The 25,579-nt window shown below is 63.4% G+C and carries 18 protein-coding genes; 6 read left to right on the top strand and 12 right to left on the bottom strand.

The window, feature by feature from the left end:
• Nucleotides 1-8 precede the first annotated feature (8 nt).
• Nucleotides 9-908 (bottom strand): LysR family transcriptional regulator, encoded by a 900-nt coding sequence (locus OKW20_RS07035; RefSeq protein WP_429171055.1) that lies wholly within the window; start codon nt 906-908, stop codon nt 9-11.
• A 133-nt stretch (nt 909-1,041) separates the two neighbouring features.
• Here OKW20_RS07035 and OKW20_RS07030 point away from each other — a divergent pair, with 133 nt between their 5' ends.
• The 3 genes from OKW20_RS07030 (at nt 1,042) to OKW20_RS07020 (ending at nt 3,518) form a co-directional block, all read left to right on the top strand.
• The gene (locus OKW20_RS07030) at nt 1,042-1,791 is read left to right on the top strand and encodes an SDR family oxidoreductase (protein ID WP_060580673.1); all 750 of its coding nucleotides are present in this window, start codon (nt 1,042-1,044) and stop codon (nt 1,789-1,791) included.
• A gap of 204 nt (nt 1,792-1,995) precedes the next feature.
• Nucleotides 1,996-2,631: a DUF1326 domain-containing protein gene (locus OKW20_RS07025; RefSeq protein WP_043622694.1), complete on the top strand. Its 636-nt coding sequence runs from the start codon at nt 1,996-1,998 to the stop codon at nt 2,629-2,631.
• Between the two features lie 5 nt (nt 2,632-2,636).
• Nucleotides 2,637-3,518 (top strand): DUF2182 domain-containing protein, encoded by an 882-nt coding sequence (locus tag OKW20_RS07020; protein WP_429171053.1) that lies wholly within the window; start codon nt 2,637-2,639, stop codon nt 3,516-3,518.
• A gap of 63 nt (nt 3,519-3,581) precedes the next feature.
• On the opposite strand, the gene dnaJ is transcribed toward OKW20_RS07020, so the two are convergent.
• The 4 genes from dnaJ to OKW20_RS07000 all read right to left on the bottom strand — a co-directional run bounded on the left by dnaJ (nt 3,582) and on the right by OKW20_RS07000 (nt 10,002).
• Nucleotides 3,582-4,715 carry a molecular chaperone DnaJ gene (gene dnaJ / locus OKW20_RS07015; RefSeq protein WP_043622691.1) on the bottom strand — a complete coding sequence of 378 codons (1,134 nt, stop codon included), beginning with the start codon at nt 4,713-4,715 and terminating at the stop codon, nt 3,582-3,584.
• 251 nt (nt 4,716-4,966) lie between these two features.
• Nucleotides 4,967-6,889 (bottom strand): molecular chaperone DnaK, encoded by a 1,923-nt coding sequence (gene dnaK / locus OKW20_RS07010; RefSeq protein WP_043622688.1) that lies wholly within the window; start codon nt 6,887-6,889, stop codon nt 4,967-4,969.
• Between the two features lie 260 nt (nt 6,890-7,149).
• Nucleotides 7,150-9,417, bottom strand: coding sequence for a transglycosylase domain-containing protein (locus OKW20_RS07005; RefSeq protein WP_429171051.1), 2,268 nt, complete (start codon nt 9,415-9,417; stop codon nt 7,150-7,152).
• Nucleotides 9,418-9,651: 234 nt separating this feature from the next.
• Nucleotides 9,652-10,002, bottom strand: a complete 351-nt coding sequence (locus OKW20_RS07000; protein ID WP_043622682.1) for a hypothetical protein — start codon at nt 10,000-10,002, stop codon at nt 9,652-9,654.
• Nucleotides 10,003-10,569: 567 nt separating this feature from the next.
• Here OKW20_RS07000 and OKW20_RS06995 point away from each other — a divergent pair.
• The gene (locus OKW20_RS06995) at nt 10,570-11,058 is read left to right on the top strand and encodes a hypothetical protein (protein ID WP_429171049.1); all 489 of its coding nucleotides are present in this window, start codon (nt 10,570-10,572) and stop codon (nt 11,056-11,058) included.
• Between the two features lie 18 nt (nt 11,059-11,076).
• Here OKW20_RS06995 and OKW20_RS06990 read toward each other — a convergent pair whose 3' ends face one another.
• The 3 genes from OKW20_RS06990 to OKW20_RS06980 all read right to left on the bottom strand — a co-directional run bounded on the left by OKW20_RS06990 (nt 11,077) and on the right by OKW20_RS06980 (nt 14,577).
• Entirely contained in the window at nt 11,077-12,036 is a 960-nt protein-coding gene (locus tag OKW20_RS06990; protein ID WP_043622677.1) for a lysylphosphatidylglycerol synthase transmembrane domain-containing protein, read from the bottom strand.
• 473 nt (nt 12,037-12,509) lie between these two features.
• Nucleotides 12,510-13,901 carry a M20/M25/M40 family metallo-hydrolase gene (locus tag OKW20_RS06985; RefSeq protein WP_429111845.1) on the bottom strand — a complete coding sequence of 464 codons (1,392 nt, stop codon included), beginning with the start codon at nt 13,899-13,901 and terminating at the stop codon, nt 12,510-12,512.
• Nucleotides 13,902-14,133: 232 nt separating this feature from the next.
• Complete coding sequence (locus OKW20_RS06980; protein ID WP_429171047.1) at nt 14,134-14,577, bottom strand: MarR family winged helix-turn-helix transcriptional regulator; 444 nt, start codon at nt 14,575-14,577, stop codon at nt 14,134-14,136.
• Nucleotides 14,578-15,088: 511 nt separating this feature from the next.
• Between OKW20_RS06980 and polA the strand changes: the two genes are divergently transcribed.
• The gene (gene polA, locus OKW20_RS06975) at nt 15,089-18,097 is read left to right on the top strand and encodes a DNA polymerase I (protein WP_429171045.1); all 3,009 of its coding nucleotides are present in this window, start codon (nt 15,089-15,091) and stop codon (nt 18,095-18,097) included.
• A gap of 237 nt (nt 18,098-18,334) precedes the next feature.
• Nucleotides 18,335-19,189: a formyltetrahydrofolate deformylase gene (gene purU / locus OKW20_RS06970; RefSeq protein WP_052202009.1), complete on the top strand. Its 855-nt coding sequence runs from the start codon at nt 18,335-18,337 to the stop codon at nt 19,187-19,189.
• 55 nt (nt 19,190-19,244) lie between these two features.
• Here the strand turns inward: purU and OKW20_RS06965 are convergent, their stop codons facing one another.
• The 4 genes from OKW20_RS06965 to OKW20_RS06950 form a co-directional block, all read right to left on the bottom strand.
• Nucleotides 19,245-19,889, bottom strand: a complete 645-nt coding sequence (locus OKW20_RS06965; RefSeq protein ID WP_043622665.1) for a TetR family transcriptional regulator — start codon at nt 19,887-19,889, stop codon at nt 19,245-19,247.
• Between the two features lie 51 nt (nt 19,890-19,940).
• A complete protein-coding gene (locus OKW20_RS06960) occupies nt 19,941-23,081 on the bottom strand; it encodes a multidrug efflux RND transporter permease subunit (protein WP_429111852.1) in 3,141 nt (1,046 codons plus the stop codon).
• 10 nt (nt 23,082-23,091) lie between these two features.
• Nucleotides 23,092-24,315: an efflux RND transporter periplasmic adaptor subunit gene (locus tag OKW20_RS06955; protein ID WP_402323680.1), complete on the bottom strand. Its 1,224-nt coding sequence runs from the start codon at nt 24,313-24,315 to the stop codon at nt 23,092-23,094.
• Nucleotides 24,316-24,571: 256 nt separating this feature from the next.
• Nucleotides 24,572-25,573, bottom strand: coding sequence for an ABC transporter ATP-binding protein (locus tag OKW20_RS06950; RefSeq protein ID WP_192448217.1), 1,002 nt, complete (start codon nt 25,571-25,573; stop codon nt 24,572-24,574).
• Between the last annotated feature and the right edge of the window lie 6 nt (nt 25,574-25,579).

Raw genomic sequence — 25,579 nt, 5'->3', positions numbered from 1 at the left:
GGAGACCGTCACGGATCCCAATAGGGCGGGTCGCCGAAGGCTTCCTTCAGGTGCTGGGCGATGGCTCTGAGCTTGGTGGAGGCGCGTCGGCCCTCCGGATGCGCCATGTAGATGAACTCCGGCTCCGGTCTGAGCCCGACGTCGATCTCGTTCAGTTGCCCCTCGCGCACGGCCGGACCGGCGATGAAGGCGGGCAACAGCGCAATGCCGAGCCCGGCGACGGCGGCATCGTGCAGCATGTCGCCATTGTTCATGCCAAGCGCCAGGCGCGCCCGTACGACCGTCGCACCGCCAGGTCCTTCGAAGCGCCAGTCGGCAGCACCCCGGTTGGTGTAGAAGATGCCGCGATGGCCTTCGAGTTCGGCGAGCGACGCGGGCGTGCCGTGCCGATCGAGATAGCCGGGCGCGGCGACCAGCAGCCGCCGGCTTCTCGCGAGCTTCCACACGACCAGCCGCGAATCGGCGATCGCGCCATGGCGAACGATCGCGTCGTAGCCTTCGGAGGCGGCATCGACTCGTCGGTCGTCGAGGTCGAGCGTCAGCTCGATTTCCGGGTTTTGGGCCAGGAACGGATAGAGCGCCGGGCCGAGATGCCTTCGGCCGAAGCTGACGGGGGCCGCGATACGAAGCGGTCCCGTGAGCAGCCCGCGGCGTTCGGCAAGATCGCTGGCGGCCGCCTGCACTTCGCTGACGATCCGGATCGCACGCTCGCGAAACGCGATGCCATCCTCGGTGAGCGTCAGCTTGCGTGTGGTGCGATGGAGAAGCGTGGCGTTGAGCCCGCGCTCCAGTTCTGCCACTCTTTCGCTGACGACGGATTTCGACAGCCGCAGGCGACGTGCCGCCTCGCTGATCGAGCCGGCTTCGGCCACGGCGACAAAGGCAGCTATTCCTTCGATCTTTATCATCGTTCGGCTTTTCCGAATTCGAGTTCCACGATTAGGAGACTAATCCGAACGACCGTTTTCCGCCATATCTGTGGGCATCGAAGGACGGCCAATCGAACCGGCCTCCTCCTCAACCCAGAAAAAGGATTTCATCATGTCACGTTTGGAGAACAAGACGGCGCTCATCACCGGCGGCACCAGCGGCATCGGTCTCGAAACCGCCCGCCAGTTCATTGCCGAAGGCGCGCGCGTTGCCGTCACCGGCACCAATCCGAAGAACATTGCCGAAGCCCGATCCGTCCTTGGCGAGGCCGCGCTCATCATCGAGGCCGATGCTGGCAATGTCGCCGGCCAGGCGGCCGTTGCCGAAAAGATCCGCGCCGCCTTCGGCACGCTCGACATCCTGTTCGTCAATGCCGGCATTGCCAAGCTGCAGCCGATCGAAGAGTGGGACGAGGCAAGCTTCGACCGCTCGATCGCCATCAACGTCAAGGGCCCTTACTTCCTGATCCAGGCGCTGCTACCCGTATTCTCGAAGCGCGCCTCGGTCGTGCTCAACACCTCGATCAACGCCCATATCGGCATGCCGACCTCCAGCGTCTATGCCTTGACCAAGGCGGGCCTGCTGTCGCTGGCCCGCACGCTCTCCGGCGAACTCATCGGCCGCGGCATCCGGGTCAATGCCGTCAGCCCCGGCCCAATCCGCACGCCGCTCCATGACGGCCACGCCCCGACACCCGAACAAAACAAGCAGGTGGTCGATGCGATCGCCGCGCAGATCCCGCTCGGCCGCTTTGGTGACGCGAGCGAGATCGCCAAAGCCGTGGTCTTCCTCGCTTCGGACGAAGCCACCTTTACCGTCGGCGCCGAACTGATCGTCGATGGCGGCATGGCAACGCTCTAGGACGGGCGCCGACCCAAAGCGCAAATGCCTGATCATCCAACAGCCGCGGGTCTGATCGATCCGCGGCGCCATCGTGTTCCCGCCTCTGGCATTGCCTGCCGTTGGCATCGGCGACGGAGAAGAGTATATTTTCTAACTCTAATAAAAGGCATCCGTTTGCGCGAATACGCGAGACGAACACCGATCAGATCCCAGGAGGAGACGATGACGAGTGTCAGATGGATGATGAAGGGGCGTGAGTTCATTCATTGCAATTGCGCCTATGGCTGCCCCTGCCAGTTCAATGCCCTGCCGACGCAAGGCCATTGCAGCGCCGTTGGCGCCTTCGAGATCGAGGAAGGTTATCACGGCGACACGCGGCTCGATGGGCTTCGCGGCGGCCTGATCGCCGCCTGGCCGGGCGCGATCCATGAGGGCAGGGGGCAGGTGGTGCCGATTGTCGATATCCGCGCATCGGACGAGCAGCGCGGCGCGCTGCTGCGCATCATGAGCGGCGAGGATACGGAGCCCGGAGCGACCTTCTTCCAGGTCTTCGCGACCACCTTCGAGACCATGCATGATCCGGTCTTTGCCGAGATCGATCTCGAGGTCGATATCGGTGCTCGAACGGCGCGGCTGGAGGTGCCGGGCTGGCTTGTCGCGCGCGGTGAGCCGATCCTCAATCCGGTGACCGGCATGGCTCACCAGGCACGCATCAATCTGCCTCACGGTTTCGAATACGATCTTTGCGAGGTCGGACGCGGATGGGCCGATACGAAAGGGCCGCTGACTTTGGCGCTTGCGGATTCGCATGCCCATTTCGCCCGGATGCATCTGACCGAAAGCGGCGTGATCCACTGACGCCGATGGGAGACACGGTGCTCGAAACCCTGCTCAGACGTGACCGCGTCGTCGTCGTGGCGGCGTTGGTTACCCTGACGGTAATCAGTTGGCTCTATGTCCTGTGGCTGGCGTCGGCCATGGACATGGCTGTTCCCCCGGGCCCCTCCGGCAGCATGGATATGGGCTCCGGCATGGACATGGATATGCCCATGGACATGCCAATGACCATGGGCGCGCAGGAGGGATCGATGGCATCGATGGCGGGCTCGGTTGCCACTCCCTGGACCGCCATGACCTTCGCCTATGCCTTCGTCATGTGGGCCGTGATGATGGTCGGCATGATGGTACCGTCGGCGACGCCGATGATCCTGCTCTACGCCCGTGTCGGCCGCCAGGCGGCACAACAGGGCAAGCCCTTTGCCGCCACCGGCTTCTTTGCCGTCGGCTACCTGTCGGCGTGGCTCCTGTTCGCGCTCGTCGCCGTTCTCGGGCAATGGCTGCTCGATCGCGCTCTGTTGCTCACGCCGGCGCTTGCAAGCGCCAGTGGGCTTCTCAGCGGCATCGTGCTGGTCGCTGTCGGCCTGTTCCAGTTCACGCCGCTCAAGGATCGCTGTCTTAGCCAATGCCAGGCGCCGCTGCTTTTCATTCAGAACCACGGCGGCTTTCGTCGGGAAGCGGGCGGCGCCTTTGGCCTCGGTGTGCGGCACGGGCTCTATTGCGTCGGCTGCTGCTGGGCGCTGATGGCGCTGCTGTTCGTCGGCGGGGTGATGAACGTATTGTGGATCGCTGCCATCGCCGTCTTCGTTCTGGCGGAGAAGGTCGTGCCCGGCGGCAGGATCCTGTCCCGCATCGCCGGGGTAGCGCTCGTTTTGGCCGGGCTGTGGCAGCTCGTGGCCTTGCTCTGAAACAGAAGCGCCGCGCAACCGTTTCCGGCGCGCGGCGCTCTATAATGCGTCGGGCTTGAAGCCTTAGTCGCTCAGCGTATCGAAGAAATCCTTCATCCGGGCAAAGAAGCCGGTCGATTCCGGGTTGTTGTCCTTGGACGAGATCTGCTCGAATTCCTGCAGCAGTTCGCGCTGGCGCTTGGTCAGCTTCTGCGGCGTTTCGATCTGAATCTGGATGTAGAGGTCGCCCGATTGCGCCGAACGCAGCACCGGCATGCCCTTGCCCTTCAAGCGGAACTGCTTGCCGGCCTGGGTGCCCTCGGGAACGGTCACGCGCGACTTGGTGCCGTCGAGCGTGGTCACGTCGAACTTGCCGCCAAGGGCGGCCGTCGTCATCGAGATCGGCACGCTGCAATAGAGATCGGCGCCGTCGCGCTGGTAGAACTCATGCGGCCTGACCGAGAGGAAGATGTAGAGGTCGCCCGCCGGTCCGCCGCGAAGCCCGGCTTCGCCTTCGCCCGAGAGGCGGATGCGGGTGCCGTCCTCGATGCCGGCCGGAATGTTGACCGAGAGCGTGCGCTCTTCAGTGACGCGGCCCTGGCCGTGGCACTTGCCGCAAGGATCCGTAATCGTCTGGCCGCGGCCGCCGCAGGTGGGGCAGGTGCGTTCGATCGAGAAGAAGCCTTGAGCGGCGCGCACGCGGCCGGAGCCGTGGCAGGTGCCGCAGGTCTTGGGGCTGGTGCCGGGCTTGGCGCCGGAGCCGGTGCAGACGTCGCAGGTGATCGAGGTCGGAACCCGGATCTGCGCCGTCTTGCCGCCAAAGGCTTCCTCGAGCGAAATCTCCATGTTGTAGCGAAGATCGGCGCCGCGCTCGCGACCGCCCGATGAGCGCCGCTGGCGCCCGCCGCCCATCATCTCGCCGAAGATGTCTTCGAAAATGTCGGAGAAGCCGCCGGCAGCACCACCGCCGCCGAAGCCGCCACCCATGCCGCCCTGCTCGAAGGCTGCGTGACCGTAACGGTCATAGGCCGCGCGCTTCTGCGGGTCCTTGAGCATCTCGTAGGCTTCGTTGATTTCCTTGAAGGTCTTCTCCGCTGCCGCGTCGCCGGGGTTCTTGTCCGGATGATACTTCATCGCGAGCTTGCGGAAGGCGCTCTTCAGCTCCTTTTCGTCGGCGTTCTTGGCAACACCAAGCGTTTCGTAGAGATCACGTTTCATTCGTAGAAGATTATCCTGTTGGCAAGCCAGCGCGATGGCTCGGCGGCTGCCCGTTTACCTTGCCACCGATTTAGTAAACCTTGAAGCGCGATACCATAGCCCGAACGGCGGTAGATACGGTTTTTTGTCGGAAAAGGTACGTTTGCGGCAAGTCATGGTGCCGATCGCCGATATTGTCGGTCTTGCCGGGCGGGGCGAGCAACAAAAAAGCCCGGGCGAACCCGGGCTTCTTCGTCTGTTTGAAGGGCGACTTAGGCCGAACGCTTGCGATCGTCTTCGTCGTTGACTTCTTCGTAGTCGGCATCGACGACATCTCCGTCACGGGCAGCGTCGGCGGCGGCATCCGCATGGGCGGCTTCCGTCTGCTGCGCTTCGTAGATCGCCTGGCCGAGCTTCATGGATACTTCCATGAGCGTGTTGGTCTTGGCCTTGATGTCTTCGGCGTCCGGCTCGGAAGCTTCGACGGCGGTCTTCAGCGCGGCAATCGCGTCGGAGATCGCGTTGCGGTCGGTTTCCGAAACCTTGTCGCCGTAATCCTTCAGCGACTTCTCGCTGGAGTGGATCAGGCTTTCGGCCTGGTTCTTGGCTTCGACGCCTTCGCGACGCTTCTTGTCGACTTCGGCGTTGGCTTCGGCGTCCTTGACCATCTTTTCGATGTCGGCGTCGGAGAGGCCGCCAGATGCCTGGATGCGGATCTGGTGTTCCTTGCCGGTGCCCTTGTCCTTGGCCGAAACCTGCACGATGCCGTTGGCGTCGATATCGAAGGTCACTTCGATCTGCGGCATGCCGCGCGGTGCCGGCGGAATGCCGACGAGGTCGAACTGGCCGAGCAGCTTGTTGTCTGCAGCCATTTCACGCTCGCCCTGGGAGACGCGGATCGTCACGGCCGACTGGTTGTCGTCGGCGGTCGAGAAGGTCTGCGACTTCTTGGTCGGGATCGTCGTGTTGCGTTCGATCAGGCGGGTGAAGACGCCACCGAGCGTTTCGATGCCGAGCGACAGCGGGGTCACGTCGAGGAGCAGAACGTCCTTGACGTCGCCCTGCAGAACGCCGGCCTGGATCGCGGCGCCCATGGCGACCACTTCATCCGGGTTCACGCCCTTGTGCGGCTCCTTGCCGAACAGCTGCTTCACGGTTTCCTGCACCTTCGGCATGCGGCTCATGCCGCCGACGAGAACGACTTCGTCGATCTCGGCAGCCGAGACGCCGGCATCCTTGAGGGCTGCCTTGCACGGCGCGACGGTGCGCTGGATCAGGTCGTCGACAAGCGCTTCGAACTTGGCGCGGGTCAGCTTCATCGTCAGGTGCTTCGGACCGGAAGCGTCAGCCGTGATGAACGGCAGGTTGATTTCGGTCTGCTGCGACGAGGACAGCTCGATCTTGGCCTTTTCCGCGGCTTCCTTCAGGCGCTGAAGAGCGAGCTTGTCGTTCTTCAGGTCGATGCCCTGTTCCTTCTTGAACTCGCCGGCGAGGTACTGGACCAGACGCATGTCGAAGTCTTCGCCACCGAGGAAGGTGTCGCCGTTGGTCGACTTCACTTCGAAGACGCCGTCGCCGATTTCGAGAACCGAGATATCGAAGGTACCACCACCCAAGTCGTAAACGGCGATCGTCTTGCCGTCCTTCTTGTCGAGGCCGTAGGCGAGCGCTGCCGCGGTCGGCTCGTTGATGATGCGCAGAACTTCGAGACCGGCGATCTTGCCGGCATCCTTGGTTGCCTGGCGCTGAGCGTCGTTGAAGTAGGCCGGTACGGTGATGACGGCCTTCTCGACCTTTTCACCGAGGTAGGATTCGGCCGTTTCCTTCATCTTCTGAAGGATCATGGCGGAGATCTGCGACGGGGAATAATCCGTGCCGTGCGCTTCGACCCAGGCGTCGCCATTGTCGGCCTTGGTAATCTTGTAAGGAACCATGTCCTTGTCTTTTTGCGTGGTCGGATCCTGGAAGGTCCGGCCGATCAGGCGCTTGATCGCAAAAAGAGTGTTTTCCGGATTGGTGACAGCCTGGCGCTTGGCCGGCTGGCCAACGAGACGTTCGCCGTCTTCGCTGAAGGCCACCATCGAGGGGGTCGTGCGCGCACCCTCGGCATTTTCGATCACCTTCGCGTCTTTACCGTCCATGACGGCGACGCAGGAGTTGGTCGTTCCCAGGTCAATACCAATAACTTTAGCCATGTCGTTCTCTCCTTGCAGCGGACTGTCGGAACCCGGTCAGGCATTCGTGAGACAGCCCCTAACGGGATGGTCTTTGGATTTCTTCGCAGCTTAGACTGCGCCGATGCGGCGTATATAAGGACCGGCGTTTCGGACTGCAAGGCATTCTGCGGGGCGTTTGGGGGCAAAAGCAAGCCCGGTATTTATCAGGCCCGAAATGGCTCACGCGCCGGAGACTGCCCGCGGGCCGGATCCCCTGTAAAATCGCGGTTCAGGCGGGCTCAGCCTCCGGTCAGAATATCGAAAAGCGTGGTGCGGCGCGTGGCCCCGGTCGTCTGGCCGACATCGGCCGGCGGCACCATGCCGCCGTTACCCTGGTCCGCCGTCTGGCCGCCCCACGGAGCGCCGCCCTGGTCGACCGGACGCTGCCCGACCGCAACGCCGCCATCAACGCCGACGGGTGCGTCCGGAAAGGCTTCCGGATCGCCGGACATCAGGTCGCCGGAAGGCGGCGCAGTGCCGTCGTCGAAGACCGGCTGCACGCCGGTCGTGCCGAACAGCGGCGACGGCGAGAGGCCCTCGTGGGCCGCCATCATGAAATCGTGCCAGGCCTTGGCCGGCAGGCCGCCGCCGGTGACCTTCTTCATCGACTTGCCGTCGTCGTTGCCGAACCAGACGCCGGTCGTGAGATTCGAGGTGTAGCCGACGAACAGCGCGTCGCGGAAGGATTGCGTCGTGCCGGTCTTGCCGGCCGCTTCCCAGCCTTTCAGCTGCGCCTTCTTGCCAGTGCCCTTGGTCAGCACCCGCAGCAGCATCTGGTTCATTTCGCTGACGATCGCCGGATCGAGCACGCGGGGCGGGTTGTCGTAGGTGTTTTCGTAAAGCACGGTGCCGTCCGCCTTGGAAATGCGGCGGATCACGTGTGGCGTTGCCTTGAAGCCGCCATTCATGAACGGGGCATAGGCCGACGTCAGTTCGACGAGGCTCACTTCCGAGGTACCGAGTGCGATCGAGGCGTTCGCCTGCATCTCGGAATCGATGCCGAGGCGGTGCGCGACCTTGACGACGTTCGAGGGGCCGACCTCCATGACGAGCTGCGCGGCAATCGTGTTCAGCGAATTGGCGAGCGCATCGGCCAGCGTCACCTCGCCGCGGTATTTCTGGTCGTAATTCTCAGGCGTCCAGTTGCCGATCCGGACCGGCCCGTCGTTGCGGATCGACATCGGGGTACGGCCGATCTCCATCGCCGCGGCATAGACGAAGGGCTTGAAGGCCGAGCCCGGCTGGCGTTTGGCCTTGGAGGCGCGGTCGAACTGGCTCTCGGCATAGTCCTTGCCGCCGACGAGCGCCCGGATGGCGCCGGTGCCGTCGACCGAGACGAGGGCGGCCTGCGAGGCGTCGAGCTTCTTGCCGTCGGCGTCGAGCGTCGCGGCGATCACTTCCTCGGCCTTCTTTTCGAGATTGAGGTCGATGGTCGTGTCGATGACCAGGTCTTCCTTGATCTCGCCGATCATGCCCGGAAGCTGGTCCATCACCATGTCGGCGACATAGTGCTCGGCGCCCGACCAGTAGCTCTTGGCCTTGGTCGGGGTCTGCGACATCGCCGTCTTGATTTCGCTGTCGGTTACGTAGCCTTCCTCGCGCATGGCGCCGAGAACGACCTGGGCGCGCTCTTCCGCCGCCTTCGGGTCGCGCGCCGGCGACAGGCGGGACGGTGCTTTCAAAAGGCCGGCGAGCAGGGCCGCCTCGCCGAGGTTCACGTCGCGCGCCGACTTGTTGAAGTAGCGCCGCGAGGCAGCCTCGACGCCATAGGCGTTGGAGCCGAAGAACACCCGGTTGAGATACATCGCCAGGATCTGGTCCTTGGAATATTTCTGCTCGAGCCAGAAGGCGAGCAGCACTTCCTGCACCTTGCGCTCCAGCGTGCGCTCCGGCGACAGGAACAGGTTCTTGGCCAGCTGCTGCGTCAGAGTCGAACCGCCCTGGACCATGCGGCCGGTGGTGAGGTTCGTCAGCATGGCTCGGGCAAGACCGAGCGGATCGATGCCGAAATGCGAATAGAAGCGGCGGTCCTCGATGGCGATGACGGCCTGCGGAATGTAGGGCGACATGTTTTCCAGCGACAGCGCTTCGCCGCCGGTGGTGCCGCGATTGGCGATGATGTCGCCGCTGACGGCAAGGATCTTGACGTTCGGCGGGCGCTCCGGGATCGACCAGGCTTCGGCGCTCGGCATGCGCGCGCCGTAATAGAGCACCAGGCCGCCGACGCCCATGGCGCCCCAGATGCCGAGCACGATGCACCAGTAGAACAGCGTGCGGACAAGGCCGATAAGACCACCGCCACCGGAGCCACGACGGCCGCCGCCGCGCTTGCTTGCTGGCTTCTTCTTGCCGCTGCCTCTGCTGCTGCCGGAAGGTTTGCTGCGGGGCGTCTTGCGGCTGGTGGTCACGCGGTCGCTGGCCTCGACGCGAAAATCGTCGTCGTCATCGTCCTCGTTTCCGCCGAACGATGGCTCGATCCGCTGTCCTGACCTGCCGCTTGCTGCCATGCCGTTTGATCTATCCCTCACCGCCCAGCGGTGGCCCTTGGCGCTATCGTTGCGGCCAATCGATTTCGACGGCGGTAACGGCGTCCCACGCCCATCCGCCACGGCGACCGGGTGAACTTTAAATGCGGCAATTTAAGGGGTGGTTAAGAAAGTCGTTGTGAAAAAGCCTGACGGTTCAAAACCTTGACGGTGGGCTCGCATACGCCCTCAAGTCCCGCCTGCGCGCGTCGGTTCCTACTGGATGGAGGTCCGCAACGGTGTCGCTTCGACCGATGCCGTGGGGCTCACCGGATAGGGATCGGTGAAATCGTAGAGCCATTGGCTGAAGGGCAGGCGCAGCAGAACCCGCTTGCCCAGATGGTTCACGGCCACCTCCTCGCAGTCGGCCGCCGGGTAGGCCTGACGTCCGCACATGCCGAGCGGGCTGTCGACGAGGCGGAAGCCATGCCCCTGATAGACGAGCGCCGTCATTGACCTCAGCTTCAGGGAGCCGGGCGGCAGCACGACGAGACGCAGGCTGGCAAGCCAGGTCGCGAGGATCAGCACAACGATGAGCGCGGTCGGAATCTGGAGCAGCAATTTCATCTGAGCGCCTGCAATTACTGAGTGAAAATTTATTATCAGCTTACGTATAGTCGTATATCGAAAAAGCTGAATAAAAGGAAACATCCATCAGTGGTTGTGGTTTCCATGAAGTTACCGGGGTCGACCGACCATCGGAGCGCCGCCTTGAGGCTGGGCATCAGGAAAGATGCCTCTCGACCCTGCCTTCCCTTCACGATTTTGTGCAGTGCAAAAATGATGTCTTGAAATTGTTGCGACGCATAATTATTATACGACTTATCGAAGCGCTGCACCTCCTCCCGCGGCGCCCGATGCGGATCGGCGGCACTCCTCCTCCCAGCTGTCGATCAAGTTCGAGAGCCCCGTGTACCTCCTCCCACACGGGGCTCTTTTCATTTGCGCGTACGCCCGTGGCTTTTTGCTCATCGGCATCATGACGCCCACCGCCTCCCATATCTCCTGAGGTCATACGGATCGCCGGTGCCGCGCCGGACGATGGGCTATGCCGTTATCGATCTCCTCGCGAATCCTGCTATGGCTTCGCCTCATTGTTGTGTTCGGCTGCCGCCACGACAAAGGAGGACTGTCATGAAGCTTCGATCCACCGTCTTCGCCCTCGGCGCCTTTGCAGCCCTGAACGGCGAGGCTCTGGCGCAGGACAGCGTCACCTATGTCGATGACCGGTCCGATGGGGCAGCGCTCGTGCGCTCGCTCTACAATGCCGTCAACCGCAAGGAATATGCCCGCGCCTATGGCTATTTCGGCGAATCGAAGCCTGTCGGCGGCTTCAAGGCCTTCACCCGCGGCTATGAGCGCACGGTGTCTGTCGAGATCAAGGTCGGCAAGGTGAAGACGGAGGCCGGGGCGGGCAGCATTTATTCCGCCGTTCCCGTCGCGGTGAAATCGATCGAGAAGCGGGGGCGGGTGCGGTTTTTCGCCGGCTGCTACGTCACCCGCATCATCAATCCGTCGCTGCAGGTGCCACCGTTCACGCCCTACCAGATCGAAGCGGCGCGCCTGCACGAGGTGAAGGGGCCGCTCGAACAGGCGCTGCCGACGGTCTGCAACGCGCCCTGATAATGGGCGCGCCCCTCGTTAGGGGAGGTCGCTTCCTTTCGGCTGGTGGCGCTCCGCCACGAACCGCGCCCGCTCGAACACCAGGATCACCACCAGCGCCAGGATGAAGGGGATGATCAGGTAGAGCAGCCGGAAGATCGCAAGCGCCGCAAGCACCGCCGCCGGATCCATTTCCGGCAAGGCGGCGATGAAGATCAGTTCCAGCACGCCGAGCCCGCCTGGCGCATGCGAAAGCAGGGCCGCGGAGAACGAGGCGAGGAAGATACCGAGAATGACGATATAACCCGGATTGCCGGCTTCCGGCAGGGCGAAATAGATGATCCCGGCGGCGCCGATCAGTTCCACCGGCGCGACCACCAGCTGCCGGAACACGATCTTCGGCTTGGGGTAGTGCAGCTGGAACCAGCGGGTGCGGAACGACGGCAGCCCGACGAGGCTGCCGATGACATAGAGCCCGATGACGATGAGGATCAGCACGCCCGTGGTCAGCGACATTTCCACCGGCAGGAATTCGGCAAAACGTTCGATGATGTCGGGACGCATCAGCAGAACGACGGCGGATAGAACCAAGGTGCCGAGCGTGAAGGTGAAGGAGCAGAAGGCGACCAGCACGCCGACCTCGCCCGGGGAAAGCCCCTTGGAGCGATAGGCGCGGTAACGCACGACCGCGCCGGAGAACACCGAGGCGCCGAGATTGTGCGACAGCGCGTAGGTCGTGAACGAGCAGAGCGTGATGAACCAGAGTGAGATGCGGTGGCCGAGGTGGTCGAGTGCTAGCCGGTCGTAGGCCGCCAGCGCCGCATAGGCGAGCAGCGTCGAGCCGATGGCCAGAAGCCAGCTCTTCAGCGAAATCGCATTAAAACTTGCGAGAAACTCGTCGAACGACAGGCCGCGCAGCTCATGGTAGAGCGCGTTGACCGAAAACAGGATCGCGAGAAGGCCGACGACGGGCCAGAAATAGGTCTGCAGCCGCTTCATGCCGGTGCCGTGATCGGTGCGAGGGCGTGGCAGGGGTGTTTCAAGGACACTTCCGTTGCAGCGGCCGGAGGGATTCTCCGAGCGGAGACGTTCTGTTTTCTGAGCCGCTTCGTCATAGCATCACGCCCGCAGCGCGACGCTTCGGTCCTTACCCTTGCCAACGATCCGATTTCCCTTTGTGATTTGTTTCACAAAAAGGAAGCACCTGAGACCCCGGAGGTCAAGGATTGACGGCCTGCCGACAGAGGAGAAACCGCCGGGAAACAGCGAAGGGGAAACGGTAAAGCGCGGGCATGGCGCCGATCGGGCAGCGATGCGTGCGCGTCGAAGCGGGGTTTGCGCGCAAGGGCTGCATCATCGGCGGCCGCGCAATCAAATCGAAAAAGCCGTGGCGGAGGGCTTCGCCACGGCTTCCGGGGTCAAATATGCGGGGCGGGATGCGCGGAAAACCGCGACCCGTCCCGCACGGATCATCAGGCGGCGAGCGCGTCGAGGATGCGGATCCAGGAGCGGATGCCCTTGTGATAGGACTGCAGCTCGTACTTCTCGTTCGGCGAATGGATGCGGTCGTCTGAGAGCCCGAAGCCGACCAGCAGCGATTCCATGCCGAGCATCTTTTGGAAGTCGCCAACGATCGGAATCGAGCCACCCATGCCGATGATGACGGCCGGCTTCGGCCACTCGTCGGAAAGGGCCACCTTCGCGGTGTTGAGCAGCGGCGATTCGTACGGAAGGTGGATCGCCGGCGAGCCGCCATGGGCGTGGAACTCGACCGAGCAATCGGCCGGAACTTTCGAGCGCACATAGGCGCGGAACGCTTCGCGGATCTTTTCCGGGTTCTGGTTGCCGACAAGGCGGAAGGAAACCTTTGCCGAAGCCTCGGCCGCGATCACCGTCTTGAAGCCTTCGCCGGTATAGCCACCGGTTATGCCGTTGACTTCCGCGGTCGGTCGCGCCCAGGTCAGTTCCAGAACCGAGCGGTTTTTTTCACCCGACGGGATCGACAGGCCGATTTCGCCGAGGAACTTTTCTGCCGTCTGTCCCAGCGTTTCCCATGCCGCCTTAATCTGGGCCGGGGTCTCTTCGACACCGTCGTAGAAGCCCGGCAGCGTCACGCGGCTGTTTTCGTCATGAAGGCCGGCGAGAATGGTGGTGAGGATGCGGATTGGGTTGGCGGCAGCACCACCGAAGTAGCCGGAATGCAGGTCGCGGTCGGCAGCCCGGACGATGACCTCTTCGCCGACGAGGCCGCGCAGGCCAGCGGAGATCGCCGGCGTATCGCGGTCCCACATGCTGGTGTCGCACACCAGCGCATAATCGGCCTTGAGTTCGGCGGCATTGGCTTCGAGGAAGGGCTTCAGCGACGGCGAGCCGGACTCCTCTTCGCCTTCGAACAGGATGGTGACGCGGCAGGGCAGGGCGCCATGCACGTCCTTGTAGGCGCGCACCGCTTCGACGAAGGTCAGGAGCTGGCCCTTGTCGTCGGCCGTGCCACGGCCGGTGATCACCTTGCGGCCGGGCTCGATTTCCTTGATGCCGGGCTCGAACGGGTCGGTGTCCCAAAGGTTCAGCGGATCTACCGGCTGCACGTCGTAATGGCCATAGAACAGTACATGCGGCGCATCGGGCTTGGCGCCGTCGTGATGGGCGACGACCATTGGATGGCCGGGGGTGTCGCGCACCGATGCGGTGAAGCCGAGAGCGTTGAGCTCGGCCACCAGCCATTCCGCCGCCTTGCGGCATTCCGCCTTGAAGGCCGGGTCGGTCGAGATCGACTTGATGCGAACCAGGTCGAACAGCCGGTCGAGGCTCTTTGGCAGGTTGGCGTCTGCGCGTTCGAGAACGGGGGTGATGTCAGCCATCATGCATATCCTTGCTTCAAGTTTCGCCGGAACCTACTGCATGTGCCGCCAAAGCGAAATCGATTTGAGCGATTTTGGGCAGAGGTCTCGGGTGACGGTGAACGGAGAGCCTGGCGCCTTGGCAAGGGGGGTGCCGGGGCGCCCGGATCGGCGCGTCTGCCCCTGCTTTAGAACGGGCGCACGCCCGCTTTAAGCCAAATTTTTTGATGGAACGATCAGGCCGGGCGATGGCGCGTCAGGCGCGACTGTCGCCGCGTGCCACGCTGGCGAGCGCCATGCGCATATATTCGAGCATCAGTTCGCGCTCGAAATTCCTGAGGCCGGCAAGCAGCGACTGGTCGGCGGCAAGCGCTGCCTCCTTGGCGGCCGCCTCCATCTCCTTTGCCCTATCGGTCAGGTAGATCTGCTGCGAGCGCTTGTCCTGCGGATGCTTGCGGCGCAGGATGAGCCCGTCACGCTCCATGCGAGCGAGCGTGTTGGCCATCGTCGCCTGTTCGATGTCGAGCCGATCGAGCAGCTGTTTCTGCGTCAGGCCCTCTTCGGCCCAAAGCTCGAGCAGGATGGGAAACTGACCTGGCGCGAAACCAAGCTTCTGGCCGCGCTCGTGAAGCGCGCGCGAAAAGCTCTTCGCCAGCAGGCTGGCCAGGTAGGTCGCAGATTCCATACGATTGAAGGCCATGCCTATCGGTACGCCCGAACCGCCATGAAGACAAGTTACAATGCAGGCGATGGACCTTGAGACTGTCGGGGTTCACCGGGATTTGAGTGGAGGTGATCGGACGGCACAAACAAAAAACCGTCACGGTGCGGAGGCGGCGCCGTGACGGTCTTTTGAAAACGGGACAAAGGCCCGGAGAGGGGGATAAGGCCTTTGTCCTCATCTGGTGCGGGCGGGGGACAGGCCAATCACCAGAAGACGGCATCACTCGGTGCCGTTGAGTAAGATTTGAGGATTCAAATGTGGCTTTTCAAGGATACCAGGGCTGAATCGGACATTACAAATACGTAACGTTTGCGTGAAGCTAAATGGCCGCTTGCGAAGCCTTCGGGCGCTCGATCCCAGGGCGAAATCGGCCCCCGTTTCCGCAATCCGCGGTGGCGATCCCGGCTACCGCGACCGGTGGAGAATGTAGTGTCTGGCGGGAAAACCGCAATGGACCTTTGGCTTGCCCCGCGCTATCCATTTGCCCATGAAAAACGGTGATCATCTCTTCCTCGTCGACGGCTCCGGATTCATCTTCCGGGCGTTCCACGCCATCCCGCCGCTCAACCGCAAATCCGATGGCCTTCCGGTCAACGCGGTATCGGGTTTCTGCAACATGTTGTGGAAGCTGCTCACCGATGCGCGCGACACGTCGGTCGGCGTTACGCCCACCCATTTTGCGGTTATCTTCGACTATTCGTCGAAGACTTTCCGCAACGCGCTCTACGATCAGTACAAGGCAAACCGCACGGCGCCGCCGGAAGATCTGATCCCGCAGTTCGGCCTAATCCGTCACGCGACCCGCGCCTTCAACCTGCCTTGCATCGAGAAGGAAGGTTATGAGGCCGACGACCTGATCGCCACTTACGCCCGGCTTGCAGAAGCCGCCGGCGCCGACGTCACCATCGTCTCGTCCGACAAGGACCTGATGCAGCTCGTGACCTCGAACGTGTCGATGTACGACAGCATGAAGGACAAGCAGATCTCGATCCCGGAAGTGATCGAGAAATGGGGCGTGCCGCCGGAAAAGATGATCGACCTGCAGGCGATGACCGGTGATTCCACCGACAACGTGCCCGGCATTCCCGGCATCGGCCCGAAGACGGCCGCACAGCTGCTCGAAGAGTACGGCGATCTCGAAACGCTGCTGGCCCGCGCCGGCGAGATCAAGCAGGTCAAGCGCCGCGAAAACATCATCGCCAATGCCGATCTTGCCCGCCTGTCGCGACAGCTCGTCGAACTCAAGACCGACACGCCGCTCGACGTTCCGCTGGAAGAGCTGAGCCTGGAGCCGCAGAACGGTCCGAAGCTGATCGCCTTCCTGAAGGCGATGGAATTCACCACGCTGACGCGTCGTGTCGCCGCTGCGACCGGCACGGACGCCGATGCCGTCGAAGCAGCCGCAGTGCCGGTGGAATGGGGCGCCGATGCGCGCGGCCCTGATCTCGACAAGGGCGACGGAGCGGAAAAGGTCAGCGAAGGCTCTTCCACCGCGGCTGTCGCCCGTGGCGAGGCCGCGGAAGCGGCCGCCGTCCTGTCGCGTGGCGCCGAAGCGAATGGCGCGGACGCGACGCCCGAGGCGCTCGCTGCCGCGCGCGCTGAAATCTTCGCCAAGGCGCCGATGGATCGGAGCGCGTATGTGACGATCCGCGACATCGCCACCCTCGACCGGTGGATATCGGACGCGCGCGAAGCCGGTGTCGTCGGCTTCGACACGGAAACGACCTCGCTCGATGCCATGCAGGCCGACCTCGTCGGCTTCTCGCTGGCGATCGCCGACCACAAGGCCGATCCGACCGGCGCTTCGATCCGGGCGGCCTATGTGCCGCTGATCCACAAGACGGGCGTCGGCGACCTGCTCGGCGGCGGGCTCGCCGAAAACCAGATCCCGGTCGCCGAAGCCTTGAGCCGGCTGAAGCGCCTGCTGGAGGACCCCTCCGTCCTCAAGGTCGCGCAGAACCTGAAATACGACTACCTCGTGATGAGGCGGCACGGCGTCACCGTCGAATGCTTCGACGACACGATGCTGATGTCCTACGTCGTCGATGCCGGCAACGGCACCCATGGCATGGACTCACTGTCCGAGCGCTGGCTGAACCACAAGCCGATCGCCTACAAGGACATCACCGGAACCGGCAAGTCGTCGGTGACCTTCGACTTCGTCGACATTGACCGGGCGACCGCCTACGCGGCCGAGGACGCGGACGTCACGTTGCGGCTCTGGCATATCCTGAAGGCCCGATTGGCCGCCAAGGGGCTGACGCGCGTCTATGAGCGTCTGGAGCGGCCCCTGGTTGACGTTCTGGCACGCATGGAAGACCGCGGCATCACCGTCGACCGACAGATCCTGTCGCGGCTTTCGGGCGAGCTCGCCCAGGGTGCGGCCGGTCTCGAGGACGAGATCTACAAGCTCGCCGGCGAAACCTTCACCATCGGCTCGCCGAAGCAGCTCGGCGATATCCTCTTCGGCAAGATGGGCTTTGCCGGCGGCTCGAAGACCAAGACCGGGCAATGGTCGACCTCGGCGCAGGTTCTGGAAGACCTGGCAGCCGAAGGGCACGAACTGCCGCGCAAGATCGTCGACTGGCGGCAGCTGACCAAGCTCAAGTCCACCTACACCGATGCGCTTCCGGGCTTCGTCCATCCGCAGACGAAGCGGGTGCACACGTCCTACGCGCTTGCCGCCACGACCACCGGCCGCCTGTCGTCGTCCGACCCGAACCTGCAGAACATTCCGGTGCGCACCGCCGAAGGCCGCAAGATCCGAACCGCCTTCATCGCGACGCCCGGCCACAAGCTGCTCTCGGCCGACTACAGCCAGATCGAACTGCGCGTGCTCGCTCACGTCGCCGATATCCCGCAGCTGCGCCAGGCCTTCGCCGACGGCGTCGACATCCATGCGATGACCGCATCGGAAATGTTCGGCGTGCCGGTCGAGGGCATGCCCAGCGAAATCCGCCGGCGCGCCAAGGCGATCAACTTCGGCATCATCTACGGCATCTCTGCCTTCGGTCTTGCCAACCAGCTGTCGATCGAACGCTCGGAAGCCAGCGACTACATCAAGCGCTATTTCGAGCGCTTCCCGGGCATTCGCGACTACATGGAAGGCACCAAGGTGTTTGCCCGCGAGCACGGCTACGTCGAGACGATCTTCGGCCGTCGCGCGCATTATCCCGACATCCGCTCGTCGATCCCCTCGCATCGCGCCTTTAACGAGCGCGCAGCGATCAACGCGCCGATCCAGGGTTCGGCCGCCGACATCATCCGCCGCGCCATGGTCAAGATGGAACCGGCGCTTGCCGAGGCGAAGCTTTCGGCTCGCATGCTGCTGCAGGTGCACGACGAACTGATCTTCGAAGTCGAGGACGCCGAGGTCGAAAAGACCATTCCGGTCGTCGTCTCGGTGATGGAGAACGCCGCCATGCCGGCGCTCGACATGAAGGTGCCGCTGAAGGTCGACGCGCGCGCGGCGACCAACTGGGACGAGGCGCACTGATCCAGTCGTGCACATCGGGTTTTCTGATGGAATCCTCTCAGAAAACCTCGAAAGCCGGATGCGACGAATCTTGCAGCGCCCGGGGGCATTTCATGCTCCCGGGCGCCTTTCCATCAGGATGATAGAAAGCGTCAGCCGCCGCGGCCGGAACGATTGCCGGCGCGTTCAACTCCTCATAGGCAACCCTAGGGAAGGGGCTGGAAGCCTCGTCCGAAACGGCTGCAATCGGAGGAGATCATGGCGCCGAAGACTTTCATTCTTGTCCTGTCCTGCGACGACAAACCCGGCATCGTCGCCGCCGTCACCACGGAACTTGCCGCCCTTGGCGCAAACATCGCCGAGAGCAACCAGTTTTGGGATACCAGGACCAACAGCTTCTTCATGCGCATCGCCTTTCAGGTTGCAGCGAGCGTTCAGGCCGGTGATGTCGAGCGCGCGCTTCGCCCGGCCGTCGAGCGTTTCCAGATGCGGACCACGCTCACGGATGCTGCGGTCAAACCGAAGATCCTCGTTCTCGTCTCCAGGTTCGACCACGCGCTGCTGCACCTGCTCTACCAGATCCGTGTGGGCTGGCTGAACGCGGAGGTCGTCGCCATCGTCTCCAACCACGAAGACAGCCGGCGCACGGCCGAAGCCGAAGGGCTCGCCTATCACTGTTGGCCGGTATCGAAGGACAACAAGGCCGAGCAGGAGGAGAGGCTTCTGCGCCTGGTTCAGGAGACCGGCGCCGATCTCGTCATCCTCGCCCGCTACATGCAGGTGTTCTCGGACAATCTGTCGAGGCGCCTCTACGGCAAGGCGATCAACATCCACCACTCGTTCCTGCCGAGCTTCAAGGGGGCAAAGCCCTATCATCAGGCGCATGAGCGCGGGGTGAAGCTGATCGGGGCGACCGCGCATTACGTGACGCCGGACCTCGACGAGGGGCCTATCATCGAGCAGGAGACGGAGCGCGTCAGCCATGCGCTGACAGCGGAAGATTTCGTCGCCACCGGTCGCGATATCGAAAGCCGGGTGCTGGCGCGCGCCGTCAAGCTGCACCTGGAGCGGCGCGCCATGCTAAACGGCCACAAGACCGTGGTATTCAGCTAAGGGGTCCGGAAGGCCCTTGTGTAGCCGGTACTCTCTGGGGTGCCGGCTACGGTGGTTACAGGCGTGCGGCGACGGCCGTTGCCGTAACGGCCGGCGCGCGGAAGCTGGCAAAGAGCCGGCTCAACCCTTCGCGCCCCTCGGCCGTAAGGTCGAAGCGGCGGCCGAACAGCAGCCATTCCGTACAGAGCCCCAGCATCATCCAGTGCAGCGTCCGCGTCGCCGAGGCCGGGGTCCAGGTCTCGTGCATCTGCCCCTTGGCGAGCGCGCGGGAAAAAGCGAGTTCGAGCACGACGTTATGGTGCTCGTCGAGTTCCTTCTGGCGGGCGAGCACCTCGCCGAGGTCGCCGTCGTAATTGGTGCGCAGCATGATCGTAAGGATGCGCTGGCGCTGCTCGTCGGCGGCGAGAACATCCAACCAGTCGCCCATGGCGCCTTCGAGGATGGAGAGGGTGTCGGCAGCTTCCGCTTCGATCTCGCGGGCGACCATGTCTTCCTGCGGCAGGGGCACAGCGTCGTGCAGCGCGAGGAACAGGTCGGTCTTGTTGGCGAAGTGCCAGTAGATGGCGCCACGGGTCACGCCGGCGGCCTTGGCGATTTCTTCCAGCGTCGTGTTCGAGACGCCCTTTTCGTAGAAGACGCGCTCGGCGGCGCTCAGGATCTTCTGCCTCGTTGCTTCTGCATCGGCCTTTGTTCGGCGCATTCATTCCTCCTCATGCGACGGCCCGCCAGAGGCGGGCCGTCCAATCTTGTTTTACTCGGCGGGTGTGGGGTTTTCTGCGGCTGTCGGTGTGTTTTCCACCTTCTTTCGGCTGAAGAGCTTCGTGACGAACACGAAGAATACAGGAACGAAGAAGATGGCGAGCACCGTTGCCGAGATCATCCCGCCCATGACGCCCGTGCCGATGGCGCGCTGGCTGCCGGAGCTGGCACCCGTGGCGATCGCCAGCGGCAGAACGCCGAGCGTGAAGGCCAGCGACGTCATCAGGATCGGCCGGAAGCGCAAGTGTGCCGCCTCCAGCGTCGCGTCGATCAGCGACTTGCCCTGCTCGCGCAGTTCCTTGGCAAACTCGATGATCAGGATCGCGTTCTTGGCCGAGAGGCCGATGATCGCGATCAGGCCGACCTTGAAGTACACGTCGTTCGGCATGTCGCGCATCATCACGGCGAGAACCGAGCCGATGACGCCGAGCGGAACGACCATGATCACCGCGACCGGGATCGACCAGCTCTCATAGAGGGCGGCAAGGCACAGGAAGACCAGAAGGCACGACAGCGCGATCAGGAGAGGCGCCTGGGTACCGGACTGGATTTCCTGCAGGGACTGGCCGGTCCACTCGTAGCCGAAGCCTGCCGGGAGCTCGCCCGCAAGCCTCTGCATCTCGGCGATCGCGTCACCCGACGAGTAGCCGTGGGCTGCTTCGCCGCTGATACGCACCGACGGGTAGCCGTTGTAGCCGATCGTCTGGGTCGATGCCTTGACCCACTCGACGGTCGCAAAGGCCGAGAGCGGCACCATGCCGCCATTGGCGTTGCGAACGTTGAGGTTCAGCAGATCAGTCGTCTGCATGCGCTGACCCTCGTCCGCCTGCACCGTCACGCGCTGCATGCGGCCGGCATTCGGGAAGTCGTTGACATAGGACGAGCCAAGGTTGGTCGAGATCGTCGAGTTGATATCGGCGAAGGTCACGCCGAAGGTGTTGGCCTTCTCGCGGTCGATGGTCACGCTGACCTGAGCCGCATCGGGCATGCCTTCGAAACGAACGCCGGTGACGATCTTGCTCTCAGCCGCAAGGCCGAGAAGCTGGTCGCGGGCCTGCGACAGAGCCGCCTCGCCGAGACCGCCGCGATCCTGCAGACGGAAGGAGAAGCCGCCTGTGGTGCCGAGTCCCTGGATCGCCGGCGGCGACAGCGCGAAGCTGATCGCATCCTTGATCTGGCTCATCGCCATCGTTGCCCGCATGGCAATCGACTGGGCAGCATTGTCGGCGTCGCGTTCGCTCCAGTCCTTCAGCGTCACGAAGGCGAGCGCTGCGTTCTGTCCGGTGCCGAAGAAGGAGAAGCCGTTGATCGCGATGATGCGTTCGACAGCCGGCTCCGTGCCGAAGATGTTCTCGGCCTGCTCCACCACCTCAGTCGTACGGTTGCCCGTCGCCTCGGAGGGGAGCTGCATCATGACGATCACGAAGCCCTGGTCTTCGTCTGGAAGGAACGACGACGGCAGCTTCATGAACAGCCAGCCGAGGCCGGCAAGCACGGCGACATAGACGATCATGTAACGGCCGGTCCGGTGGACCAGACGCTTCACGATGCCGCTATAGCCGTGCGAGGTCTTGTCGAACGAGCGGTTGAACCAGCCGAAGAAGCCGCGCTTGGCGTGGTGGTGGCCCTTGGGAACCTGCTTGAGGAAGCTGGCGCACAACGCCGGCGTCAGCGACAGGGCAAGCAGCGCCGAGAACAGGATCGACACGACCATCGTCAGCGAGAACTGGCGATAGATCACGCCGACGGCGCCCGGGAAGAAGGCCATCGGAATGAACACCGAAGCCAGAACCAGCGTGATGCCGATGACGGCGCCGGTGATCTGCTTCATCGCCTTGCGGGTTGCATCCTTCGGCGTCAGTCCCTCTTCGGACATGATGCGTTCGACGTTTTCGACGACGATGATCGCATCGTCGACGAGAATACCGATCGCCAGCACCATGCCGAACATGGTGAGCACGTTGATCGAGAAGCCCATCGCCAGCATCACCGCGCAGGTGCCGAGCAGGGCGACCGGAACGACGAGCGTCGGGATGATGGTGTAGCGGATGTTCTGCAGGAACAGGAACATCACGACGAAGACGAGCGCGACGGCTTCGAGCAGCGTCTTAAGCACCTTCTCGATCGAAACGGCAACGAACGGCGAAGTGTCGTAGGGAACCGAATATTCGAGACCCTGCGGGAAGAACTTCGACAGTTCGTCCATGCGCTCCTTGATCGCGGCCGATGTCGACATGGCGTTGCCGCTCGGCGACAGCTGCACGGCGATAGCCGCGGACGGCTTGCCGTTCAGGCGGGTCGAGAACGCATAGCTCTCGCCGCCGATTTCGACGCGGGCGACATCGCGCAGCCGAACGGAGGAACCGTCCGGATTGGCGCGAAGCACGATCGCTCCGAATTCCTCGGCGCTCGACAGCTGGCCCTTGACGACGACGGGGGCACTGATCTGCTGTGTGATCGGGTTCGGCTGGGCGCCGATCGAGCCGGATGCGATCTGGGCGTTCTGGGCCTGGATCGCATTGGTGACGTCGGCAGCCGTCAGGTTGAGGCCGAGCATCTTGTCCGGATCGAGCCAGATGCGCATCGAGCGTTCGGTGGCAAACAGCTGCGCACGGCCGACGCCGGGCACGCGCTGGACTTCGTTCAGAACGTTGCGGCTGAGATAGTCGCCGAGAGCGATGGCATCCATCTGGCCGTCGGTCGAGGTGAGCGCGACGATCATCAGGAAGCCGGAGCCGGCTTCATCGACCTGCACGCCCTGGCGCTTGACCGAATCGGGCAGGCGCGGTTCGACGCGGCGAACGCGATTCTGAATGTCGACGGCCGCCTGTCCCGGGTCGGTGCCCGGTGCAAAGGTGGCGCTGATTTCGACCGAGCCGGAGGCGCTGGAGGTCGACTCGAAATAGAGCAGGCCTTCGACTCCGTTCAGCTCATTTTCGATCAGCCGAGTGACGCTCTGGTAGGTGTCCTGGGACGACGCCCCGGGATAGCTCGTGTTGATGGAGATCTGCGGCGGTGCGACATCAGGATATTGCGATACCGGCAGAAGCGGTATCGCGATGATGCCGGCGAGCATGATGAAGATCGCCACCACCCAGGCAAAAATAGGCCTGTCGATGAAAAAACTGGGCATTAGTCAGCACTCACTTTGTGGCTTCAGCGGGCTTTTCGTCGGCAGAGGCCGTCGTCTGCGCTGCTTCGGCAGTCGGCTTGGCGTCCGGGTTCCAGTCCGTCGGTTCGACGGGGGCACCGGGGCCGATCTTCTGGAAGCCCTCGACGATGACCTTCTCGCCGGCCTTGAGACCGGAGGTCACCTGCCAGCGGGTGCCGATCGTGCGGCCGAGGGTCACGTTGCGGAACTCGACCTTGTTGTCGGCGCCGACGATATAGACCTGCGACTGGCCGGCATTGTTGCGCTGGACGGCCTGCTGCGGAACGGTGATCGCGTCCTTCTCGACGCCCTGCTGCACGAGCACGCGAACATACATGCCGGGAAGCAGGTCGTTGTCGGGGTTCGGGAACTCACCGCGCAGGGTTACCTGGCCGGTCGTCGCATCGACGGCGGCTTCCGAGAACAGGAGCTTGCCCTTGTGCTCGTAGGCCGTGCCGTCGTCGAGCACGAGCTGGACTTCGGCTTCCTCGCCGTCGCCGTTCATCATCTTGCCGTCCTCGAGCGCCTTGCGCAGGCGGATGAGGTCGGTCGCCGACTGGGTGAAGTCGGCGTAGAGCGGGTCGAGCTGCTGGATCGTCGCGAGGTTTTCCGAGCTGTTGGTGCTGACAAGCGCGCCTTCGGTGATCAGCGCACGGCCGATGCGGCCGCTGATCGGCGCCGTCACGTCGGCATATTGCAGGTCGAGCTTGGCCGCCGCGAGGCCGGCTTCGGCGATCGCGACATCGGCGTCGGCGGTCGCAAGCAGCGCAGCCGCATCTTCCAATTGCTGCGCGGCGACGACGTTCGCCTTCCTCAGCTGTTCCTGGCGATCGGCCTTCTGCTGGGCCTGCTGGCGAATGGATTGGGCGCGCCGAAGCGTTGCCTCCGCCTTTTCGACCTGAACGCGGAAGGGCGCAGGATCGATGCGGTAAAGCACATCGCCCTCATTGACCTTGGAGCCCTGCTGGAAGACGCGTTCGACGACAATGCCGGAAACGCGCGGACGGACCTCGGCGACGCGGGTCGCGGCGATGCGGCCCGGCAGCTCGTTGGTGATCGGCAGGGTTTCGGCCTTGGTCGTGAAGACCGCGACGGCGGACGGTGGGAATGCGGCGGCGCCCTGTTGTGCTTCCTCTTTCTGGCAGCCGGAAAGAAGAATCACAGTTGCCAAGGCGGCGGCCAGTGTCGGTCGGTTCATGCGCATAGCGATGTCCATATTCGGTGACCGCAGGCGACAGGTGCATCTCGCAAGGTGCCCGTACGGTCCGGAAGTGAAGGGGAGCAGAACCGGTATCGCTTGGGGAAAATACCGGAAAGCTAATATACAAACACAAATGTATGTTAAATTGCTTTGCGGTGCAACAGAGTCGTTCAGCGCGGACAATCAAAAAATAAAGCAACCGCCACAGGGGGTTAGGCCCATGGCGGTTGCTTTTCACGTAGCTGTGATGAGGCCTCGGCCTCAAAGCGGATCAGGCGAGAACGCGGTCGTCGTCGCCGAAACGGTGCATGGCGCCGACGGTCGGCGTCGCATAGACGATGTCGTCAGGCGCGTAGCGATGTTCGCCGAAGAGGCGGACGGTGATGGTGCCGACCTGCTCGCTGTCGATGTAGACGATGGTGTCGGCGCCGAGGTGCTCGACATGCACTACCTTGCCCTTCCAGTCGCCGCTCTCGCGCGAAAGCGCCATGTGCTCCGGGCGGATGCCGATCGTCTTGGCTTTGACATCGCCGAGCCTGGCGCCCTCGATGAAGTTCATCTGCGGCGAGCCGATGAAGCCGGCGACGAAGACGTTGGCAGGCCTGTTGTAGAGGTCCATCGGCGAGCCGATCTGCTCGATCTTGCCGGCGTTCAAGACGACGATCTTGTCGGCGAGCGTCATCGCCTCCACCTGGTCGTGGGTCACGTAGATCATCGTTGCCTTCAGGCTGCGATGCAGCCGGGCAATCTCGAGCCGGGTGTTGACGCGCAGCGCCGCATCGAGGTTCGAAAGCGGCTCGTCGAACAGGAAGAGCTTCGGTTCGCGCACGATCGCGCGGCCGATCGCCACGCGCTGGCGCTGGCCGCCGGAAAGCTCGGCCGGGCGACGAGCGAGGTAGGGATCGAGCGACAGCATGCTCGCTGCCTTGCCGACCTTGTCCTCGATCTCCGCCTTCGGCGCGCCTGCCTGCTTCAGGCCCAAGCCCATATTGTCCTTCACCGACAGGTGCGGATAGAGCGCGTAGGACTGGAACACCATGGCGATGCCGCGCTTGGCGGGCGCCACATGGCCGACTTCCGTGCCGTCGATCTGCACGCTGCCGGAGGTCGCGTCCTCGAGACCGGCGATGGTGCGCAGCAAGGTCGACTTGCCGCAGCCGGACGGGCCGACGAAGATGACGAATTCGCCGTCCTTCACCTCGAGGTCGATGCCCTTCAGCACCTCATGGCTACCGTAGGCCTTGCGGATGGATTTGAGTTGAAGCGATCCCACCTGGTT

Origin of the sequence: Ensifer sp. LBL, assembly GCF_050435225.1 — a bacterium.
GTDB lineage: Bacteria > Pseudomonadota > Alphaproteobacteria > Rhizobiales > Rhizobiaceae > Ensifer.
This window is presented reverse-complemented; position numbering and strand designations above follow the sequence as displayed.